Annotated in this window: 22 protein-coding genes; 11 read left to right on the top strand and 11 right to left on the bottom strand. The window is 62.7% G+C overall.

Going from position 1 to position 19,269, the window contains the following annotated elements; genetic code table 11:
* Position 1: 1 nt before the first annotated feature.
* Together DBR16_RS02820 and DBR16_RS02815 are read right to left on the bottom strand one after the other, a co-directional pair.
* Positions 2–502: a type III secretion system chaperone family protein gene (locus DBR16_RS02820; protein ID WP_109259706.1), complete on the bottom strand. Its 501-nt coding sequence runs from the start codon at positions 500–502 to the stop codon at positions 2–4.
* A 135-nt stretch (positions 503–637) separates the two neighbouring features.
* On the bottom strand, positions 638–970 hold the full coding sequence (locus tag DBR16_RS02815) for an accessory factor UbiK family protein (RefSeq protein ID WP_109259705.1): 333 nt from the start codon (positions 968–970) through the stop codon (positions 638–640).
* Between the two features lie 82 nt (positions 971–1,052).
* Here DBR16_RS02815 and lgt point away from each other — a divergent pair, with 82 nt between their 5' ends.
* From lgt to DBR16_RS02770, 9 genes are all read left to right on the top strand, one after another.
* Entirely contained in the window at positions 1,053–1,952 is a 900-nt protein-coding gene (gene lgt, locus DBR16_RS02810) for a prolipoprotein diacylglyceryl transferase (protein ID WP_109259704.1), read from the top strand.
* Positions 1,949–3,046 (top strand): class I SAM-dependent methyltransferase, encoded by a 1,098-nt coding sequence (locus DBR16_RS02805; protein ID WP_170108316.1) that lies wholly within the window; start codon positions 1,949–1,951, stop codon positions 3,044–3,046. Before lgt ends, DBR16_RS02805 begins: the two co-directional genes overlap by 4 nt.
* 86 nt (positions 3,047–3,132) lie before the next feature.
* Complete coding sequence (locus DBR16_RS02800) at positions 3,133–4,065, top strand: ribose-phosphate pyrophosphokinase (protein WP_109260026.1); 933 nt, start codon at positions 3,133–3,135, stop codon at positions 4,063–4,065.
* Between the two features lie 148 nt (positions 4,066–4,213).
* The gene (locus DBR16_RS02795) at positions 4,214–4,885 is read left to right on the top strand and encodes a 50S ribosomal protein L25/general stress protein Ctc (RefSeq protein ID WP_109259702.1); all 672 of its coding nucleotides are present in this window, start codon (positions 4,214–4,216) and stop codon (positions 4,883–4,885) included.
* Between the two features lie 32 nt (positions 4,886–4,917).
* Positions 4,918–5,526: an aminoacyl-tRNA hydrolase gene (gene pth, locus DBR16_RS02790; RefSeq protein WP_109259701.1), complete on the top strand. Its 609-nt coding sequence runs from the start codon at positions 4,918–4,920 to the stop codon at positions 5,524–5,526.
* A complete protein-coding gene (gene ychF, locus DBR16_RS02785) occupies positions 5,526–6,623 on the top strand; it encodes a redox-regulated ATPase YchF (RefSeq protein ID WP_109259700.1) in 1,098 nt (365 codons plus the stop codon). The genes pth and ychF overlap by 1 nt, the downstream gene beginning before the upstream one ends.
* A gap of 73 nt (positions 6,624–6,696) precedes the next feature.
* Positions 6,697–7,422 carry a LolA-like protein gene (locus DBR16_RS02780; protein WP_109259699.1) on the top strand — a complete coding sequence of 242 codons (726 nt, stop codon included), beginning with the start codon at positions 6,697–6,699 and terminating at the stop codon, positions 7,420–7,422.
* Between the two features lie 66 nt (positions 7,423–7,488).
* Positions 7,489–8,721: a multidrug effflux MFS transporter gene (locus DBR16_RS02775; RefSeq protein WP_109259698.1), complete on the top strand. Its 1,233-nt coding sequence runs from the start codon at positions 7,489–7,491 to the stop codon at positions 8,719–8,721.
* A 9-nt stretch (positions 8,722–8,730) separates the two neighbouring features.
* On the top strand, positions 8,731–9,603 hold the full coding sequence (locus DBR16_RS02770) for an enoyl-CoA hydratase-related protein (RefSeq protein WP_109259697.1): 873 nt from the start codon (positions 8,731–8,733) through the stop codon (positions 9,601–9,603).
* A gap of 372 nt (positions 9,604–9,975) precedes the next feature.
* Here the strand turns inward: DBR16_RS02770 and DBR16_RS02765 are convergent, their stop codons facing one another.
* A complete protein-coding gene (locus tag DBR16_RS02765; protein WP_109259696.1) occupies positions 9,976–10,869 on the bottom strand; it encodes a 23S rRNA (adenine(2030)-N(6))-methyltransferase RlmJ in 894 nt (297 codons plus the stop codon).
* Positions 10,870–10,969: 100 nt separating this feature from the next.
* Between DBR16_RS02765 and DBR16_RS02760 the strand changes: the two genes are divergently transcribed.
* Together DBR16_RS02760 and DBR16_RS02755 are read left to right on the top strand one after the other, a co-directional pair.
* Entirely contained in the window at positions 10,970–11,623 is a 654-nt protein-coding gene (locus tag DBR16_RS02760; protein ID WP_109259695.1) for a hypothetical protein, read from the top strand.
* Positions 11,624–11,705: 82 nt separating this feature from the next.
* Positions 11,706–13,199, top strand: a complete 1,494-nt coding sequence (locus DBR16_RS02755; RefSeq protein WP_109259694.1) for a S10 family peptidase — start codon at positions 11,706–11,708, stop codon at positions 13,197–13,199.
* Between the two features lie 177 nt (positions 13,200–13,376).
* Here the strand turns inward: DBR16_RS02755 and DBR16_RS02750 are convergent, their stop codons facing one another.
* The 8 genes from DBR16_RS02750 to DBR16_RS02715 all read right to left on the bottom strand — a co-directional run bounded on the left by DBR16_RS02750 (position 13,377) and on the right by DBR16_RS02715 (position 19,264).
* A complete protein-coding gene (locus tag DBR16_RS02750; protein ID WP_109259693.1) occupies positions 13,377–14,036 on the bottom strand; it encodes a metal-dependent hydrolase in 660 nt (219 codons plus the stop codon).
* 233 nt (positions 14,037–14,269) lie between these two features.
* A complete protein-coding gene (locus tag DBR16_RS02745; RefSeq protein ID WP_109259692.1) occupies positions 14,270–14,800 on the bottom strand; it encodes an adenine phosphoribosyltransferase in 531 nt (176 codons plus the stop codon).
* A 9-nt stretch (positions 14,801–14,809) separates the two neighbouring features.
* Complete coding sequence (locus tag DBR16_RS02740; RefSeq protein WP_109259691.1) at positions 14,810–15,442, bottom strand: glutathione S-transferase family protein; 633 nt, start codon at positions 15,440–15,442, stop codon at positions 14,810–14,812.
* Entirely contained in the window at positions 15,439–15,840 is a 402-nt protein-coding gene (locus DBR16_RS02735) for a lysozyme inhibitor LprI family protein (RefSeq protein WP_109259690.1), read from the bottom strand. The genes DBR16_RS02740 and DBR16_RS02735 overlap by 4 nt, the downstream gene beginning before the upstream one ends.
* Positions 15,841–15,893: 53 nt before the next feature.
* Positions 15,894–16,613 (bottom strand): trypsin-like serine peptidase, encoded by a 720-nt coding sequence (locus DBR16_RS02730; RefSeq protein WP_109259689.1) that lies wholly within the window; start codon positions 16,611–16,613, stop codon positions 15,894–15,896.
* A gap of 47 nt (positions 16,614–16,660) precedes the next feature.
* On the bottom strand, positions 16,661–17,383 hold the full coding sequence (locus DBR16_RS02725; protein WP_109259688.1) for a trypsin-like serine peptidase: 723 nt from the start codon (positions 17,381–17,383) through the stop codon (positions 16,661–16,663).
* A 10-nt stretch (positions 17,384–17,393) separates the two neighbouring features.
* Complete coding sequence (locus DBR16_RS02720) at positions 17,394–18,263, bottom strand: S-methyl-5'-thioadenosine phosphorylase (RefSeq protein ID WP_109259687.1); 870 nt, start codon at positions 18,261–18,263, stop codon at positions 17,394–17,396.
* Between the two features lie 173 nt (positions 18,264–18,436).
* Complete coding sequence (locus DBR16_RS02715) at positions 18,437–19,264, bottom strand: cytochrome c1 (RefSeq protein ID WP_109259686.1); 828 nt, start codon at positions 19,262–19,264, stop codon at positions 18,437–18,439.
* Positions 19,265–19,269: the final 5 nt, after the last annotated feature.

Raw genomic sequence — 19,269 nt, 5'->3', positions numbered from 1 at the left:
CTCAAGCCTCTCCAATGGTTTCAAACATGGCCGACTGGGCCGCTTCCTCGACGGTCTTTCCGCCCCAGACGAGGAACTGGAAAGCGGGGTAGAAACGCTCGCCGGCCTCGCGGGCGGCACTGATCAGCGCCGCCGCCTGGGCCGGTGAAAGGGTTTCACCCGGCGGGATCGGGATGCCGTGACGCCAGACCACGCCGCCATCCTCCTCCCAGACATCGAAATGACCATACCAGAGTTTTTCATTGAGGCGGGCCACGAGTTCGCAAATCTCGCGGAAGCGGGCCTTCGGCGCTTTCAGCTCCAGGCTGGCGCAGATGTGGATGGCGTCATGATCGGGCCGCCAGGCGAACCAGATCTGGTGATCGCGCCAGGCCCCGGGGGCCGACAGGTGCAGCTCGCCGCCTTCATCGCGCTCATAGGGCAATTGCTCGGCGATCACGGCCTGCTCGACGGCATCGAGCGGATCGCTGTCATACGATGTGGTCTCTGTCGCGAGTTCCATGCCTTGTTATCCTTTCGCGCCGGTTGCCCTGTCCCGGCCTCCGCAAGCGATTCGGACGAATCGCGCGGGCCTTGGGACAAGCCTAGGGCCGGTTTTTCTGCCGCGGCAATAGCCAGGGCGGTGTGTGGTCGTGGATTAGTTGGCCTTCCGGCCGGTTGCGGCTTTTTTGGCTGTGGATTTCCGCGGCGCGGCCTTGCTGGCCGGTGCCTTTTTCGCCGCCGGCTTCGTGGCCGCCTTTTCCAGTGCTTCAATGCGCGCTTTCAAGGCGTCGGCCTCGTCGCGCGCGGCTTGTGCCACCGCCTTGACCGCATCGAATTCCTCGCGGCTGACGAGGTCCATGCGCGCAGCCATTTTATCGGCCTGGGCGCGGAAGACGGACTGCGCCTCTTCACCGGCAGCCTGCGCCGCGGCAAAGGCGTCGGTCATCAGTTCGGCAAAGTCGTTGAGCAGCGGATTGCGGGTTTGCATGTCGTGGCCTTCTTTCCTTGTCTGTGCGTATATGCGAATTCAGGGCGCAGATGCAATGTGACAGGCCAGCGCGGGAGCCGATATGCAGCAGATATGCGAGCCGACCTTCGAGTTTGATCCGGTCCTGCTTTCCATCCCGCTGGATTTCATCCAGCAGGGCTGGGCCTTCGATATCCGCTGGTATGCGCTCGCCTACATTGCCGGCCTGCTGATCGGCTGGCGCTATATGGTGGCGCTGGCCCGGCGGCCGAAACTCTGGGTGCCGCGGGCGGGCAAGCCGAAAGGATCCCCGTTTGACGAGGATGATGTAGACGACCTGCTGTTATGGGCGACGATCGGCGTCATTGGCGGCGGGCGGCTGGGCTATGTCCTGTTCTATCAGATCGACGCCTTCTGGGAGCGTCCGCTATGGGTGATTACCGGCATCACCGAAGGCGGCATGTCCTTCCATGGCGGGTTGATCGGCGTGGGGCTGGCGCTGTGGCTGACGGCACGGGCGCGCAAGCTGGATTTGTGGCGCATCGCCGATGCCGCCGCCGTTGTCGCGCCGATCGGTCTGTTCTTCGGGCGGATGGCGAATTTCGTGAATGGCGAATTGTGGGGCCGTGTCACGGATGTGCCGTGGGCGATGCGGTTTGCCAATGACCGGCTGTGCGCGCTGCGCCATCCCAGCCAACTCTATGAAGCAGCGCTGGAAGGCGTGCTGATCTTCGCCGTGGTGAATTTGCTGACCTGGAAATTCCGGTCGCTGTCGCGTCCCGGGCTGAATACCGGGGCTTTCCTTCTGATCTATGGCCTGTCCCGCGCGGTGCTGGAAACCGTGCGCGAACCCGATGCGCACATGCCCGAAGCCCTGCAGGGCTATGTGACGATGGGCATGCTGTTATCGATTCCGATGATCTTTGCCGGGGCCTGGCTGATCCGCCGGGCGCTGACCTCCGGTCCCGCTCCGGCCCCGACCAAGGCCGTCGCGGCGAAATGATGGACGGGATTGCCGGGCGTATCGCCGAACGGATCCGCCATGGCGGGCCGATATCGGTCGCCGCTTTCATGACCGAAGCCATGTTTGACCCGCGCGAGGGGTTCTACGCCACCCGCAACCCGATCGGGGCGGGCGAGGATTTCATCACCGCGCCGGCGGTCAGCCAGATGTTCGGCGAGCTGATCGGCCTGTGGTGCGGCCAGGTGTGGATGGATATGGGCCGGCCCGCCGCCTTCCATCTCGTTGAGCTGGGGCCCGGCACCGGCCAGATGATGAGCGATGTGATCCGCGCCGGACGGGCGGTTCCGGGCTTCATGGCGGCGGCGCAATTCCATCTCATCGAGGCGAGTCCGGCGCTGAAGATGGTGCAGGGCCGGACACTCACGCCGATGGGGGTGGAGATCGGCTGGCTGGACCGCATCGAGGATATCCCGCCCGGACCCGCCATCCTGCTGGGTAACGAGTTTCTGGACTGCCTGCCCGTGCGTCAGGCCATAAAACAGAAGGGCCAGTGGCATGAACGCCTGATCGGCCTTGATGAGGCAGGTGAGGCCTTCCGCTTCGTGATGGGACCGCGGCTCGGCACGGAGGCAGAACTGGTGCCGGAGCGTCTGCGCGAGGCGCCGGACGGCACGCTGGCGGAGTTGCGCCCCGGGGATCAGCAGGTGGTGGATCATCTCGCCCGGCGCTTTGCCGATCATCCCGGCCACGCCCTGTTCATTGATTACGGCCCGGCGCACAGCGAGGCCGGCGACACCTTCCAGGCCATCCGCCAGCATCAGAAGGCCGACCCGCTGGAGGCACCGGGCACGGCGGATCTGACGGCACGGGTGGATTTCGAACAGCTGGCGCATTTCGCGCGGCAGAGCGGGCTGGCGGTCACCGGTCCCGCGCCGCAGGGCGACTGGCTGCGGGCGATGGGGCTGGAAGTGCGGGCGGCAGCGCTGATCGGTCAGGCACCGGAGCTGAAAACCAGGATCGCGCGCCAGGTGATGCGGCTGTCCGAGCCCGACCAGATGGGCGAATTGTTCAAGGTTATGACGATCTCGGCACAGGGCCTGCCAAAACCGCCCGGATTTACCGGGGACGGATGAATTAACGGTTCAATACTTGCGCGGGCTCTGCTATCGGACCTCTGCGCGGCAGACATAAAGGCGGACCGATGGCGGGACGGACCCCTCTGAAACTGGTTTCAGGCACTTCCAACACACCTCTGGCGAAGGCGATCGGCGAACATCTCGACGCCCCTCTCACCGATTGTGAAATCGAACGCTTCGCCGATGGCGAGATCTTCGTCCGCATTGGCGAGAATATCCGCGGCGAGGATATTTTCCTGATCCAGTCAACGTCGAAACCGGCGAATGACTATCTGATGGAGTTGCTGATCTGCATTGACGCGCTGAAACGCGCCAGTGCGAAGCGGATCACGGCAGTCATCCCCTATTTCGGCTATGCAAGGCAGGACCGGAAGACCGGCGGCCGTACGCCGATCACCGCCAAGCTGGTCGCCAATCTGATCTCCGAGGCCGGCGCGGACCGGGTGCTGACGCTCGACCTGCACGCTGGCCAAATCCAGGGCTTTTTCGACATCCCGACCGACAATCTCTTTGTCACGCCGGTGTTCGAGGACGATCTCATGCGCCATTACAACACGTCCGAGCTGATGATCGTCTCGCCGGATGTGGGCGGCGTGGTGCGGGCGCGGGCGCTGGCCAGCCGGCTGGGTGCCGATATCGCCATTGTCGACAAGCGCCGGCCCAAGCCCGGCCAGTCGGAAGTGATGAATATCATCGGCGATGTCGAAGGCCGCAGCTGTATCATTTTCGACGATATCGTCGATTCCGGCGGCACGCTGTGCAATGCCGCCGCGAAGCTGAAGGAACAGGGCGCGACCAGCGTTGCCGCCTATGTCACGCATGGCGTGCTGTCGGGCAAGGCGGTGGAACGCATTGAAGGCTCGGAGCTCTCGGAGATCGTCATCACCGATTCCATTTCCGTCAGTGATGCGGCGTTGAAGGCGAAGAAAATCCGGCAAATCTCGATTGCGCCCCTGCTCGGTGAAGCGATCCGGCGCATCGCCAATGAAGAGTCGGTTTCCAAACTGTTCGACTAGCCGCATTTCGGGCTGTGAATCCCGCTTGTGAGCGGTTGCGCACGGTGAAGTGATCGGCTATACGCCGCGGCTCGAATTCAACTGGCTTGGGGCGTGGCCCCGATAGGCCGCTTCTGGTGCGGCCTTTCTTGTTTCAAGGATCAGACCGATGAGTGACATCGTTCTCCCCGTCGACGTTCGCGACAACACCGGCACCGGTGCCGCCCGCGCTGCGCGCCGTGACGGCTTCGTTCCCGGCACGCTGTATGGCGGAAAGCTGGGCCCGGTGGCCATTGCGGTACGCGAAAACGTCCTGCGCAAGGCGATCAATTCCGGCAAATTCCTGTCGCACATGGTGACGCTGGAGCATAAAGGCGAAAAGCAGACGGTGATCCCGAAGGACGTCCAGTTCGATCCGGTTTCCGATTTCCCGCTGCATGTCGACCTGTTCCGCGTCGAGGCCGACTCCGTCATCGATGTCGAGGTGACGGTTCACTTCATCAATGAAGACAAGGCTCCGGGCCTGAAACGCGGTGGTGCGCTGAACGTGGTCCGCCACTCGGTCGAGCTGTCCTGCCCGGCCGGCTCCATCCCGGAATCGATCGAGATCGATCTCAGCGGCATGGAAATCGGCGATTCGGTCCATATTTCCGACGTGACCCTGCCGGAAGGCATCACGCCGACCATCTCCGACCGCGACTTCACGATTGCCACGCTGGCTGGCGCCCGCGTTGCGCTCGAAGATGAAGAGGACGAGGTCGAAGAGGGTGAAGACGGCGATGAAGGCACCGAGGCGGAAGCCGATGAAGGCGAAGAAGAGGGCGAAGGCTCCGAAGATTAGGGGCCTCGCCTCCCCGCTGAACGGGGGCCGTCATGCTGCTTGTCGTTGGTCTGGGCAATCCGGACGCGAAATACCGCTATAACCGCCACAATATCGGCTTTCTCACACTGGATGCGATTGCCGGTCACTGGCATCTGGGCCCCTGGAAGGCGCGCTTCCAGGGCGCGGCCTGTGACGGCGTGATCGAGACGCCGTCCGGTCCGCAAAAAGTCCTGCTGCTAAAACCCGGCACCTATTACAATGAGAGCGGCCGGGCCGTGGGCGAAGCCGCGCGTTATTACAATATCCCGGCTGACCGGATTGTTGTCTTCCATGACGAGCTGGACCTTGCGCCCGGCAAATTCCGCCTGAAGACGGGCGGCGGCCATGCCGGGAATAACGGGCTGCGCTCGATCAAGGCCCATATCGAGGGCGATTTCCGCCGCGGCCGGATCGGCATCGGCCATCCCGGCGACAAGAATCGCGTCACCGGCTATGTCTTGTCCGATATTCCGAAGGCCGATCAGGGCTGGGCCAGCGATCTGATGGATGCGATTGCCCGCTCCATCCCCCTGCTTGCCGCTGGCGATTTTGATGCCTTCCAGACGCGTGTGACACATCTGGCGCCCGCGCCGGGAAACAATGACAAGGAACAAGACTGATGGGTTTCAAATGCGGAATTGTCGGCCTGCCGAATGTCGGTAAATCGACCCTGTTCAATGCGCTGACGCAGACCGCGGCGGCGCAAGCCGCCAATTATCCCTTCTGCACGATCGAGCCCAATGTCGGTGATGTCGCCATGCCGGAACCGCGGCTGGACGTGCTGGCGAAAATCGCCGGCTCGAAGGAGATCATTCCGACGCGGATGAATTTCGTCGATATTGCCGGCCTGGTGCGCGGCGCCTCCAAGGGCGAAGGGCTGGGCAATCAGTTTCTCGCCAATATCCGCGAGACCGATGCCATCGCCTATGTGCTGCGCGCTTTCGAGGATGACGATGTCACCCATGTCGAGGACCGGGTGGATCCGATTGCGGATCTGGATACGGTCGAGACCGAGCTGATGCTGGCCGATATGGAGAGCCTGGAAAAGCGCCGCGGCAATCTGGAAAAGCGCGCCAAGACGGGCGACAAGGAGGCGAAAGAAACGCTGGCGCTGATCGATCTGGCCCTGGCGGAGCTGACCGAGGGCCGCCCGGCGCGCAAGGCCGACGTGCCGGCCGACCAGCGCAAGGCCTGGCGGATGCTGCAACTCCTCACCTCGAAGCCGGTTCTCTATATCGCCAATGTCGATGAGGACAGCGCTGCCACCGGCAATGCCCATTCCCAGCGCGTGGTGGATTATGCGGCGGAACAGGGGTCCGACGCGGTGGTGATTTCGGCCAAGATCGAGAGCGAGCTGGCACTGCTGGAAGATGAGGAGCGGGCTGAATATCTCGACGCGCTCGGCCTGGAAGAGGCCGGCCTCGACCGGCTGATTCACGCCGGATACAATCTTCTGGACTTACAGACCTTTTTTACGGTCGGGCCGAAAGAGGCCCGGGCCTGGACCTTCAAGCATGGCTGGACCGCACCGCGCTGTGCCGGTGTCATTCATGGTGATTTCGAGAAGGGCTTCATCAAGGCGGAAACCATCGCCTATGAGGATTATGTCACCCACAATGGCGAAGCCGGGGCCCGCGAGGCCGGAAAGCTGCGCCAGGAAGGCAAGGACTACCTCGTCAAGGATGGCGATGTCCTGCACTTCAAGTTCAATGTGTGATCGGTAATCTGCCGGTCATTTTACGACAAGATCAATTACGTCAGACCGCTCCCCGATTTGAGGAGTGTTCACCATGCACAAGCGCATTCTGGCCCTGTCGGCCCTGACACTCGCGGCCTGTTCCAGCGAACCGGAGCTTCTGGACCGCCATGTTGTGGCCATGGGCGGCGAGTCTGCGCTGGAGGCTGTGAACGGCATCCGGCTGGAACTCGATATTACCGAGCCCAGCTTTAACGTGCGTGGTGTCTATCAGGCCGAACGTCCGGACAGCATGCGTATCGACATCTATGCCGATGGCACGCGGGTCTTTACCGAGGCGCTAGATCAAGGGCAGAGCTGGCAGATGTTTGCCGATGGCGATGCACATGCCACCACCGAAGCGGCCGCTGATATCCTGCTGCGCGGCTTACACGGCAATCTTTACGGCCCGCACGAATATGCTGCTCTGGGCCACACCATCACCGAGGGTGAGCCGGTCGAGATTGACGGTGTCGTCTATCCCACGCTGGATTTCGCGATGGCTGACGGGTTCGAGGAGCGGCTCTATCTCGATCCGGAGACCTACCTGCCGGTTCGGGACCGCAGCGAATATGCCCTTCATCCCGACGTCAATCCGGACGAGGAATATCACGAGACCCGGCGGTCGGATTTCACGATGATCGAGGGCGTGATGTTCCCGATGCTGCAGGAGACGGTCGATCTGCGTACCGGCGAAACCGTGCAGACTGTCCGTATCGTTTCGGTCGAGATTAATCCGGAGTTCGAGCCGGGAACCTTTGCGATCCCGTCCGGCGATTAGCCGCCTGCGCCGCTGCCTTGCCATCCTGAGCTGAATCCCGCACCTAGGGTTGGGGACGAGGGATAGATGCAGGATTCAGAATTTGCAGGTGAACGTCATCTGATGACGTTCTGGCAGCTGGTGACGCTGCTGGTCCTTTCGACAGGCATTGTGGCCCTGTCCATCGACATGATGCTGCCCGCCCTGCCAGCCATCGGCAATGATCTCGATCTGGAAAATCCGAACCGGCGCCAGCTGGTCATCACGGCGTTTCTGGTCGGCTTCGGGCTGGCGCAACTGATCTACGGGCCGCTGTCGGACAGCTGGGGGCGCAAGCCGGTCCTGCTCGGCGCTCTGGGGCTCTATATCGCCGCCACCGTATTCTGTCTGATCGCCTGGGATTTCGAGATCCTGCTGATTGGCCGCCTGTTACAGGGGATGAGCATTGCCGCGGCGCGGGTGATCGGCACGGCGATTGCGCGCGACCTGACCTCCGGGCGGCGCATGGCGCAGGTCGTCTCCATGGCGATGATGGTGTTCATGGCCGTGCCGGTGATCGCGCCCAGCCTGGGTCAGGCGATCCTGCTGATCGCGCCGTGGCGGTGGATTTTCGTTTTCCTGCTGGTGACCGCCTCGGGCCTGGCGATCTGGCTGAGCATCCGGCTGCCGGAGACGCTGCACGAGGAATACCGGCGCAAGCTGGACTTCATGGATTCGCTGCGCGCCTACCGGGAAAGCCTGCGGCATCGGGCCATGGTCGGCTATATGCTGGCCGGGGCCTTCTTCTTCGGCGGGCTGTATGGGCTGCTCAATTCGTCCGAACAGATCATGGCGGAGTATTTCGGCCTAGGAACGGTGTGGACGCTGGCTTTTGCCGGCATGGCGGCCTGCATGGCAATCACCAATTTCATCAATTCCCGTCTGGTGATGCGGCTGGGCCAGCGGCGGCTGTCGCAGGGCGCGCTGATCGGCTTTACCGTGATCAGCCTGGCGCATGTGGCGCTGATCGTGTTTGCGTCGGAAAACCTCCTGATCTTCATGGGGCTGCTGACTCTGGCGATGATGCTGATGGGGCTGATTGCCGCCAATTTCAACGCGCTGGCGATGGAGCCGGTCGGGCATGTGGCCGGAACGGCGTCTGCGGCCTATGGTTTCGGGACAGGTGTGATCGGGGCGATTATCGGCGCGGTGATCGGCCAGCTCTACAATGACTCGACCCTGCCGCTGATTGCCGGACAGGCCCTGACCGGGCTGGCGGCGCTGGCCGTGGTGTTTGTCACCGAGCGCGGCGAATGGTTCGGCGACGGCACTGACGATTAGGAGATGGCCATGACATTCGACACCATCCTGCTGGAGATTGACGGGCCGGTGGCCACGATCACGCTGCACCGGCCCAAGGCCATGAATGCCTATACGCATGACATGATGCGCGAGGTCATTGCGGCGCTCGATCATACCGATGCCAATGACGATGTCCGCGCCGTGATCTTCACCGGGTCAGGGCGGGCTTTCTGCGCAGGCGCGGACCTGTCGCTGGGCGCGGAAACCTTCAATGCCGTGTCACAGGCCAAAGCCGATGGCGAGCTGGATGATACTGACCCGCGCTGGCGCGATACGGGCGGGTTGATGAATCTGCGGATCTTCAACTCGATCAAGCCGGTGATTGCCGCCATCAACGGTCCGGCGGTCGGGATCGGGGCAACCATGATCCTGCCGATGGATGTACGCTTCGCCGTGCCGGGCGCAAAAATGGCCTATCCGTTTTCCAGGCGCGGGATCGCCTGGGACGGGGCGGCGAGCTGGTTTCTGCCGCGCGTGGTCGGCATTTCCACAGCGATGGACTGGGCGTTGTCGGGGCGGACCTTCCTAACCGAGGAAGCGCATCAGGCCGGGTTGCTGAAAAGCCTGCACGCGCCGGCGGATCTGCTGCCTGCTGCACAGGACTATGCGCGCACGCTGGCGCAGACGACGGCGCCCGTCTCGGTGGCGGTGATGCGGCAGATGGCGTGGCGGATGCTGGGGCCGCACACGCCGATTGATGCGCACCGCATTGAATCGAAAGCCATTCTGCATGCCGGAATCGGCCCGGATGCGGCGGAAGGCGTGATGAGCTTTCTTGAAAAACGTCCGCCCGAGTTTCCGCTGAAACCATCCGCCGACATGCCGCCCTGGTACCCCTTCTGGGAGGAGGAAGAGTATTAGGGTTGGTTTCCTCCCCCGTTCACGGGGGAGGTGTCAGCGAAGCTGACGGAGGGGGCAAGATCACATCCGCTATTCGCCCCCCCCTCGGCCCTCCGGGCCACTCCCCCCGCAAGCAGGGGGAGAAAAAATGCCGCCTCTAAAACTCCTCCACCGAGAGGCTTTCATCGGTTGCGGCGCCGCACTCACATGCGGGATCCGTAATTCCCCTCCCCTTGATGGGGAGGGAAGACGGCGCAGCCGTCAAGGTGGGGTGATCAGCGCAGCGGTTTGATGTTCTCCCCCACCCTACCCCTCCCCACACTGGGGGAGGGGAAAGTGCGCCACCTTATTGATTTTTCCTGAACACCTTCGCAGGAACGGTCAGCGTGTCGCCTAAAATTCCTCCACCGAGAGGCTTTCATCCGTTGCCGCGCCATCGAGCCGCCAGCCGGCGCCCTCACCCGTGGCGAGGGTTTCCGCCAGCCAGGGCAGTAGCTCGAGCAGCTGGGCTTCCAGCGTATAGGGCGGGTTGAGGATGACGACGCCCGCCCCGGCCAGCTTGCCCTCGGCTTCGAGGTCGCGGACCCAGAGATCGGCGCGCAGGACTTTTTCCGGTGTCGCCAGATTCTCCTCGAACAGCCATTCGGCCAGCCCGACATCGAAGCGTTCCGAGGCCCACAAATCCTTGAGCGGCCGCCAGAAAATATATGTGCCGGTTGGCCATTTCGGCACGGCCTTGCGGACGGCTTCGGCCATGTGGGCCATCTCGTCGCGATGTTCAAAGGGCGGATCGACCAGCACGACGCCGCGCTTTTCCCGCGGCGGGACCAGGCTGGCGAGGGCCTTGTAGCCATCGCGGCGCTCCACCTTGACGGCGGCATTGCGGATATAGCGCTGGTCCAGCGTGCGGGCGTCGGCCTCGTGCAATTCGCACAGATGGGCGCGGTCCTGTTCGCGCAGCAGGCGGGCGGCCAGCTCTGGCGAGCCGGGATAGGTGGTGAGGGTGTCCCCGGGATTCATGGCGCGGACCACGTCGAGGAAGGGGGCCAGCGCCGCATCCACAGCTGGCGGACGTTCTGCCGCGAGCACGCGGGCGATGCCGCCCTCCCATTCGGGATTGCGCTGCGCCTCGCTGGAGGTGAGATCATAGGCCCCGACTCCGGCATGGGTGTCGATATAGCGGAAGGCCCCGGGCTTTTTCTTCAGATGGGTGAGACATTGCGCCAGAACCGCGTGTTTCAGCACATCGGCGAAATTTCCGGCATGGAAGGCGTGGCGATAATTCATGCGCCTGCTCTAGCGCGGACAACATTGCTCTGGCCAGAGTCTTTTCGCCTCGACGAGAGACCAAGAACACAGCAATGTCGGGCGCAAGGAGGACACCGAGATGATCGAACTGATTCTCGCATTGAGCCTGCTCGGGCAGGACTCCGATTTCACATCCGGGTCGGCGGCGGATACGCTGGAGCGTTTCGGCAGGCTGATCGACTCGACCAGCCATGTGGCGGAAGATATGGAAGGCGATGACTCCTCGCTCGCAACGGCTCGCGCCATGGTCGATTTTGTCCAGGCTGCCTTCGATGCGTCCGATCCGGAGCGATTCGTCCTGCTGGATCAAGACAACATTATCCCGATGGTTGCCACCGAGCTTGATAATCTGATGGCCGTCGAGAGCGAAGACGATGATGTTTACGACTTCGAGATCAATGCCGGTGTGGCCTATCTGCCAAGCGGCGCCGATACGGACGGTTCCTATTGTGCCTCAGACGATCCCGGCAAGGCCATTGATCAGCCCCTGACCGATCCCGAAGGCAATGAGCTGAATCTGCGAGTATGCTGGACCGGCGTACGCAATCCCGAAACCGGCATGCTCACAGGAACGTATCTGTATCAGTTGCAGTCAGGAAATTATGTCGTTCAGTATCTTGTCAGCATTATCGGCAGCCGGGAGTCCGGTATGCGGCCACGTCTGGCCATCGCCGAGCGGATTGGCGAACCCTTTGTCTTCAACACCGTGCTCCACCCTGTAGACGCGGACTGACGCCACGCAGCCTTGCCGCACCGCCATTTGCGTTGCGGCGCGAAGGCTTTATCTTGCGTCCGGAAATTGCGGGGAGCCCTTCATGACACGCTGGACAGCCATTATTCTTGTTATCGCCCTGAGCGCCTGTACGGCGTCGGCACAGGATGAGGGATCGACAACCCGCGAGGATGGTTCCCGCGTTTATGAAAGCACCGGCCAGATCACCGCCAATGGCCAGCGCGTGCGCTATTCTGTTGTGGCCGGCGAGACCTTCATGGCCGGGGATGATGGCACGCCCTATGCGTCCATCTTCTCCACGGCCTATATCCGCGAAGGGGTGGATGACCGCACCACGCGCCCGGTCGCCTTCATCTTCAATGGCGGGCCGGGCTCGGCCAGCCTGTGGCTGCATATGGGCGTGTTCGGCCCCTACCGGCTCGACCTGCCTTCCGATGCGCGCGATGACGGCGCGGCGCCCTATTCCATCATCGAGAACAATCTCTCCATCCTTGATCAGACGGATCTGGTGTTTGTCGATCCCGTGGGCACGGGCTGGAGCCGCCCGCTGGGCGAGGCGGATACCGGGCGCTTCTGGGGCATTCGCGAGGATGCCGAAGTGCTGGGTGCCTTCATCCGCCGCTGGCTGACCGAGAACCGGCGCTGGAATTCGCCGAAATACCTGCTGGGCGAGAGCTATGGCACGACGCGGATCGCGGCCCTGCTGAACGAGATGCAGGGCGGCTGGACGGATGTCTCCTTCAACGGCGTGGCGCTGATCTCGACCGTGCTGGATTTCCGCTATGACGATACGTCCGAGGGCAATGATGTCGGCTTTGTCGGGCTGATGCCGGGATTTGCGGCCACGGCCTGGTATCATGAGCGCGTCGACCGGGCGGCCTGGAATGGCGATATCGAGGCCTTCCTCTCTGATGCCCGCACTTTCGCCTATGACCGCTATATGCCGGCGCTGCTTCGTGGCGCGAGCCTGCCGGAAGCCGACCGTCGCGCCGTGGCCGCAGAGCTTTCCGGCTATATCGGCCTGTCGGAGGAGTATCTGCTGCGCGCCAATCTGCGTGTCAGCCTGCAGCGCTTCATGCGGGAATTATTGCGCGATCAGGGCCTGTCCGTCGGGCGCCTGGACAGCCGCTATACCGGCGCGGAGGCCGATGCGGTCAGCGAGGGGCCGGAATACGACCCGTCCGCCTATGGCATTGATGGCGGCTATACCGCCGCCATGCTGCATTATTTCACCGATACGCTCGGCGTCGACATTACCGAGGAATATTCGGTGATCGATATCCCGACCGCATCAGGCTGGAACCGGTCGACCGGGCAAGGCTCGTCCTATGTGAATGTGACGCCCTGGCTGGCCACGGCAATGCGGCAGAATGCCGATCTCGAAGTGCTGGTGGCGCAGGGGTATTATGATCTGGCGACGCCGTTTTTCGCCGCCGAGCTGATGTTCAACCAGCCCGGCTTTGATCCCGACCGCGTGACCTTCGGCTATTATGAGGCCGGACACATGATGTATATCCACCACCCCTCGCTGGAGGCCTTCGTGGCGGATGTGCGGGAGCTGTTGGGCGGGGAGTAGTCGTTTTCTCGGCCGTTCAAGTCGACGCGCTGATAAATTCCCCTCCCCTTGATGGGGAGGGAAGACGGCGCAGCCGTCAGGGTGGGGTGATGATGGCAAATACCATGCCGGTAATTACCCCCCACCCCTCCCCCTCCCCACCAGGGGGAGGGGAAAGTTTTCGGTGGCCTCGAGAGGTTACCGCGCCTCCCGCATCCGGTCGCAGAGTAGCCAGGCCAGCACGGCGACCAGCGTGTAGAGCACAATCGCCATCGGGCCGAATTGCTGGGCGGTTTCCGGTGGCGGCGCAAAGAAGCTGATCGAATAGAGCCCGACGAGAAGCGCACCGAAAATCCACGGGCTGATTTTCCCGAACACGCCCTTTGCCTTCGTGGCGGAGATGTAGAGCAAGAGCCCAACCGCCAGAACGCCGAATTCCAGCGTCAGGGCGACCGGCTCATTGTTCCACAAGCCAAAGCCGACCTTGGGACCACCGGGCCAGAGGGCGAGATCGGGCACATGCACCAGCAGATCCAGCAGCCAGTGCGAGAAGACGCCCAGCCCGATGATGATGGCGCCGGCACGTTTCTGTGTGCGGGCGATCAGCGACCACACAAAACCGAGCACGATGGACCAGACGACGGCCATGAGGAGGGAATGCGTCCACGGCATGTCGTAGAGATCCAGCGGGCTGACCTCGGTAAAACCCGGCTCGATGCGGACATGCTCGATGCCGAAATAGACGAAGGCGCCCCACAGATAATCCAGGAACTGGACCGCCACACACATCGCCCAGACCGGCACGGTTTTGACAAAGCGCGGCCCGGCGAGCGCGGGGCCATAATGACCGACAAACATGATGAATCACTCCCCTGTTATGAGAGGAGGGTAGCAGACTGACGTGCGTGGTTCGAGGGGACCTTATTTCGTCATCCCTGCGAAAGCGGGGACCCAGAGCGGCGGCAACGCATCAAATCCATGCGCGCAATCTGCACAGCGGTAATGTTGCCGGCAGGTTGGCGCAGGGCCTGCGGATTTCAATGGTGTATCTGGGTCCCTGCTTTCGCAGGGATGACGGATAAAATACCGCCCTACTCCCCCTCGAAACTCACAAGGCTGGCGCAGGGCACGCCGAGGGCTTCGATGCGCTTTGCACCGCCGAGATCGGGCAGGTCGATGACAAAGGTGGCGCCGACGACATCGGCACCGGCGCGGCGCAGGAGTTTGATCGCGGCTTCGGCGGTGCCGCCGGTGGCGATGAGATCATCGACCAGCAGCACGCGCTCGGTTTCGGCGACGGCATCGGTGTGGATCTCGACAGTGTCAGTGCCGTATTCGAGCTGGTAGTCCTCTTCCAGCGTGCGGGCGGGCAATTTGCCTTTCTTGCGCACCGGCGTGAAGCCGACGGACAATTGGTGCGCCACCGCCCCGCCGAGGATGAAGCCGCGGGCCTCGATGCCGGCGACCTTGTCGATCTTGGCGCCGGCCCAGGGCTGGACCATCTGGTCGATGGCGGCGCGGAAAGCGCGCGCATCCTTCAATAATGTGGTGACATCGCGGAACTGGATGCCCGGCCTGGGATAGTCCGGAATGGTGCGGATGGCGTCCTTGATGAAGTCCATATCTTGCCTCTAGTGGAAGGGCGCGTCCCAAGTTTCAAGCCGGGCCGCGTCGTGCCACTCCTTATAGACAGGATCGGCCAGCAACGTCTTCACATAGGCGTCCGCATCTGTGGACAACGGCACGCAATAGGTCTCGAAGCGCGTCGCAACAGGCGTGAAGAACGCATCAGCGATCGACCATGTGCCGAACAGGTAGGGCCCCTCGCCGGTTTTCACATGTGCCCAGAGCGTCTGGATGGTTTCAATATCCGCCCAGCAGGCCACGCTCATATCGATGGCGGCGTGTTCGCGCTGGAGGTCCATGCCGAGTTCATTGCGCAAGGCGGAGAAGCCGGAATGCATGGACGCCGTGATGGCCCGGGCGCGGGCGCGAAGACCCTTGTCTTCGGGCCAGAGCGAGGGGGTTTGCTCGGCCGCCCACTCGCAAATGGCCAGGCTGTCCCAGATATGGCCGTCCGGCGTTTCCAGAACCGGCACCGTGGCGGCCGGCGACAGGGCCAGCAGGCGTTCGCGCGTGTCCTCCTGATCCAGCGGAATGAGGTTTTCTGTGAAAGCGATACCGGCCTTTTTCAGCGCCAGCCAGGGCCGCATTGACCAGCTCGACAGGCGCTTGTTGCCGATGTGCAGGACTGGAAGGCTCATTGCTCGCGCAACTCGGTTGTGCGGGCGCGCGTGAGCGCGATGCGGCAGTCGAGCGCCATCATCTCGCTGTCATCGCCGATCATCAACAGGGAGGCGCGGCGCTGGCATTCAGCATCGCGATAGGTGATCCAGGCCGAATGAGCCGCATCGAGATGAGCGGTGGCCTCGGCAAGGCCCGGCATGTCCAGATCGATCTCGGCGGCCTCATTGCGCGCCGCGTCCAGCGCGCCGCCGACCTGCGCCTCTGCGGATGACAGCAAATCCTCCAGACAGCGGCGGAGAGCGCGGTCGTCATTGATGTGTTCGGAACACTCGATCATCGGGCGGGCGGGCCGGACGATTTCCGGGACCGGCGCGTCCTGCCCGAGAACCGCTAAAAGAAAAAACGCTTCAATCATGATTACACCCGCACCGGTAAAGGCTGGAGACGTCCAAACCCATGACGATGACGCTAATTGGCCTGCGAGGCCAAGTCCATGATGGCCTGCTCTATTTCCGCATCTATCAAGCGCGCGAGGCCATATTGCTGCGATGTCCCGGCGGAATACTGCGTCACACGTCCAAGGTGGAAGCCAACCACGACATTGACGCCATCGTGGGCGATCATGATCGGCGAGCCTGAAAGTCCCGGCCGGGTCCGGCAATCATGCGCAAACAGGCTTCCGTCATTATGGAAGATTTCCGTTTGGGCCAGCACATGGCAGGCGGTCGGTATCCGGCTTTGGCGGACGAGTGCGATATCGGGCAGATCAACCAGGGGGACCTGTACCCTTGCCAGCGTCAGCCTTGCCACTTCCGGTTCAAATTCCTGCTCAGTACGGATCACCAGCCAGTCATGGTCATCCGTCGCATTCGACCGGGAATAGCGGGAATCTGAGATAGAGTAGGTCTCGCCGCTCGGCCCCCGGATCCAACAAGCGGCATTGTCCAGCGCTTGCAAGCCACCGGCGCCATGACGTGTGGCGACCAGAACTTCGAAATTCTGTGCCTGCGGGAATTCCACGACGAAGGCTTGACTGACAAAGCGGTCGCTGGAGCCAGGCAACGGGCACACCAGGTCGACCAGCCCGTCTCGCCCGGGGACCGGACTTTCCATGGCCGCCGGCTGGATATCATTTGCCCCTACGGGAAAGGTCACAAAGCCAAGGATCACGAGTGCGCGAATGATCATCCGGAAAGACTAGGCTCCGACATTGGCGCCCACAAATCACACTTGTGTCAGCGTGCGGCAGCGCTGGCACGCAGCAGCGTGCCTTCCAGGGTCGCGGCGATCAGGCCTTCGTCAAAGACCACGGCGATGGACTGGCCATTGAAACCGGTGACGCGGCCGACATTGACGCCGATCACCGACAGACGCCCGTTTTCCAGCGTCAGCAGCGGCGCACCGGAAAGGCCGTGGCGGGACCCGCAATCATGCATCCGCACCAGCTCGCCGCCATCCATGATGCGCTCGCTGCGCGTGAGGGTGCAACCAGTCGCCAGATGGTCCCGGCCCAGCAGCGCGACATGCCGCGGTGTGGTCTGGTCCGGCTGCATCCAGGCGATCGGCAGACGCCATTCGGGATGGGCGAAATCGTCCTCGGTCAGGATGATTGCCCAGTCATCGAAGGAGGAATTCATGCCCTGCGGGCGGATGACGGAGATGATGTCGTGGTTCTGCCCCTGCGCATCGACGATCCAGCACTGGCGCGGATCGGCGCTGTTATAATAGCGTACGCCATGACCGGTGGTGATGATGACTTCCGAGCGGCGTTCCTCGCCCCCGCCGGCGACCAGCACACCCCGGCTGCGCGAGCCGCGATTGGTCAGCCCGACACGGCAGATGACATCAACAACCGAGGCGCTGGCATTTTCCGCAAGCTGACGGGGAACGGGCAATGAATCGGTGGCATTAGCCGCCGCCGACGCCAGAAACAGAAAACACAAACAGATCCGGAACACACAACACCCCCTAGAGAACGCGCCCCGCAACCGCTTTCAGTCTTTCGACCAATTCAGGATCGCGCGCGTCCGGCGGCGTGATGATGGCCGTATCCAGTCCGGTCTCGATCCCCTGCGGTGAGGGCGTCCGGGGCATATCCGACACCAATTCCGCCAGACGGGCAATAGTTTCTCTGGCCAGACCGGCATTCTGTTTCATCACGGCAAGCACGGCGGGCACATCCACGGCCGCCTCATCCGCTTTCCAGCTGTCATAATCGGTGACCATGGCAATGGCGGCATAGGGCAGCTCGGCCTCACGCGCGAGCCGGGCCTCGGGCATGTTGGTCATGCCGATCACGTCACACCCCCAGCTGCGATAGAGGGCGCTCTCGGCGCGGGTGGAAAATTGCGGGCCTTCCATCGCCAGATAGGTGCCGCCACGCGTCACCGGCGCGCCAGCCGCCTCTGCGGCATCGGCGGCAAGTGCAGCCAGGCGCTGGCAGACCGGCTCGGCCATGGAGACATGCGCCGCACATCCGGCGTCGAAGAAGGAGTTGGCGCGGGACCGGGTGCGGTCGATATACTGGTCCAGCACGACAAACCGGCCCGGCGACAATTCCGCCTTCAGGGAGCCGCAGGCGGAAATCGACAGGATGTCGGTGCAGCCCGCGAGTTTGAGCGCCGCGATATTGGCGCGGAAATTGATCTCGTGTGGTGGAATGCGATGCCCGCGTCCGTGGCGCGGCAGAAAGACCAGTTCCACACCGTTCAGCGTGCCGGTTGTCAGCGCATCCGACGGCGCTCCCCAGGGCGTTTCAACATCACGCTTTTCGACGTGCTGCATGCCGGGAAGGTCGTAGAGTCCTGATCCGCCAATGATGCCGAATTTCCAGTTCATTTATCAAAGTTCCCCTCACCCCGAGGGCTGCCGCCCTCTGCCCTCTCCCTCGAGGGAGAGGGAGGGCCCCGATGCTGAATTGCGATAGCATTTCAGCGTCGGGAGGGTGAGGGGGCAAATGAAAAAGGCCGCAGCGCGGGCTGCGGCCTTGATCGATCCAGCGTCAAAGACGCCTAGTGCTTCACATTCGCCCAAACCTGGCGATAGGCCAGCCACATCAGCACGGCGAAGATCAGGAGGAAGATCATGACGCCGAGGCCCATGCGCTTGCGCTGTTCCATGTGCGGCTCGGAGGCCCAGGCCAGGAAAGCCGCCACATCGGCCGCATACTGTTCTGCGGTTTGCGGCGTATCATCGGCATAGGAGACGGCCCCGTCGAACAATTGCGGGCCCATGGCCAGCACACCGCCCGGGAAATAGGGATTGTAGTGCTGTCCGGGCAGGAGGGTGACGTCTTCCGGCACTTCATAATCATAGCCGAGCAAGAGGGAGCGGATATATTCCGCGCCGCCGGGCCGGGCCTTGACGATGACGGAGAAATCGGGCGGTGCCGCACCACCATTGGAGGCGGCCGCCTGCGCGTCGTTGGCATAGGGGTTCGGGAAGCGGTCGGCCGGAATGCCCTGACGCTCCATTTCCTCACCGGTTTCTAGATCGATCTCGGTGTAGGTGTAGCGGCTGGCAATATCCATCACGACGGGGTTGTCGTTCGGATTGGCAAATGTGATCAGCTCGCCTTCATGCTCCGGGTCCGGCAGGAATTCGAAGGGTCCGCCGGGCTGGCCGAGATTGCGGAAGCTGAGCAGGTCCATCGAGTGGCAGGAGGCGCAGACTTCCTGATAGACCTGAAAGCCGCGCTGCAGCTGGCGGTCATCGAATGTGCCGAACGGGCCTTCCCAGGACCATGTGTATTCCTGCGGCGCGTGGGTTTCACCAGGTGCCGCGAGAGCCGGAGTGGCCAGGGCAGCCAGGGCAGCAAGGGTCGCGATAAAGCGTTTCATCGTTT

The sequence above is a fragment of the Hyphobacterium indicum genome, assembly GCF_003129605.1.
In the GTDB taxonomy this organism is placed as follows: domain Bacteria; phylum Pseudomonadota; class Alphaproteobacteria; order Caulobacterales; family Maricaulaceae; genus Hyphobacterium; species Hyphobacterium indicum.
This window is presented reverse-complemented; position numbering and strand designations above follow the sequence as displayed.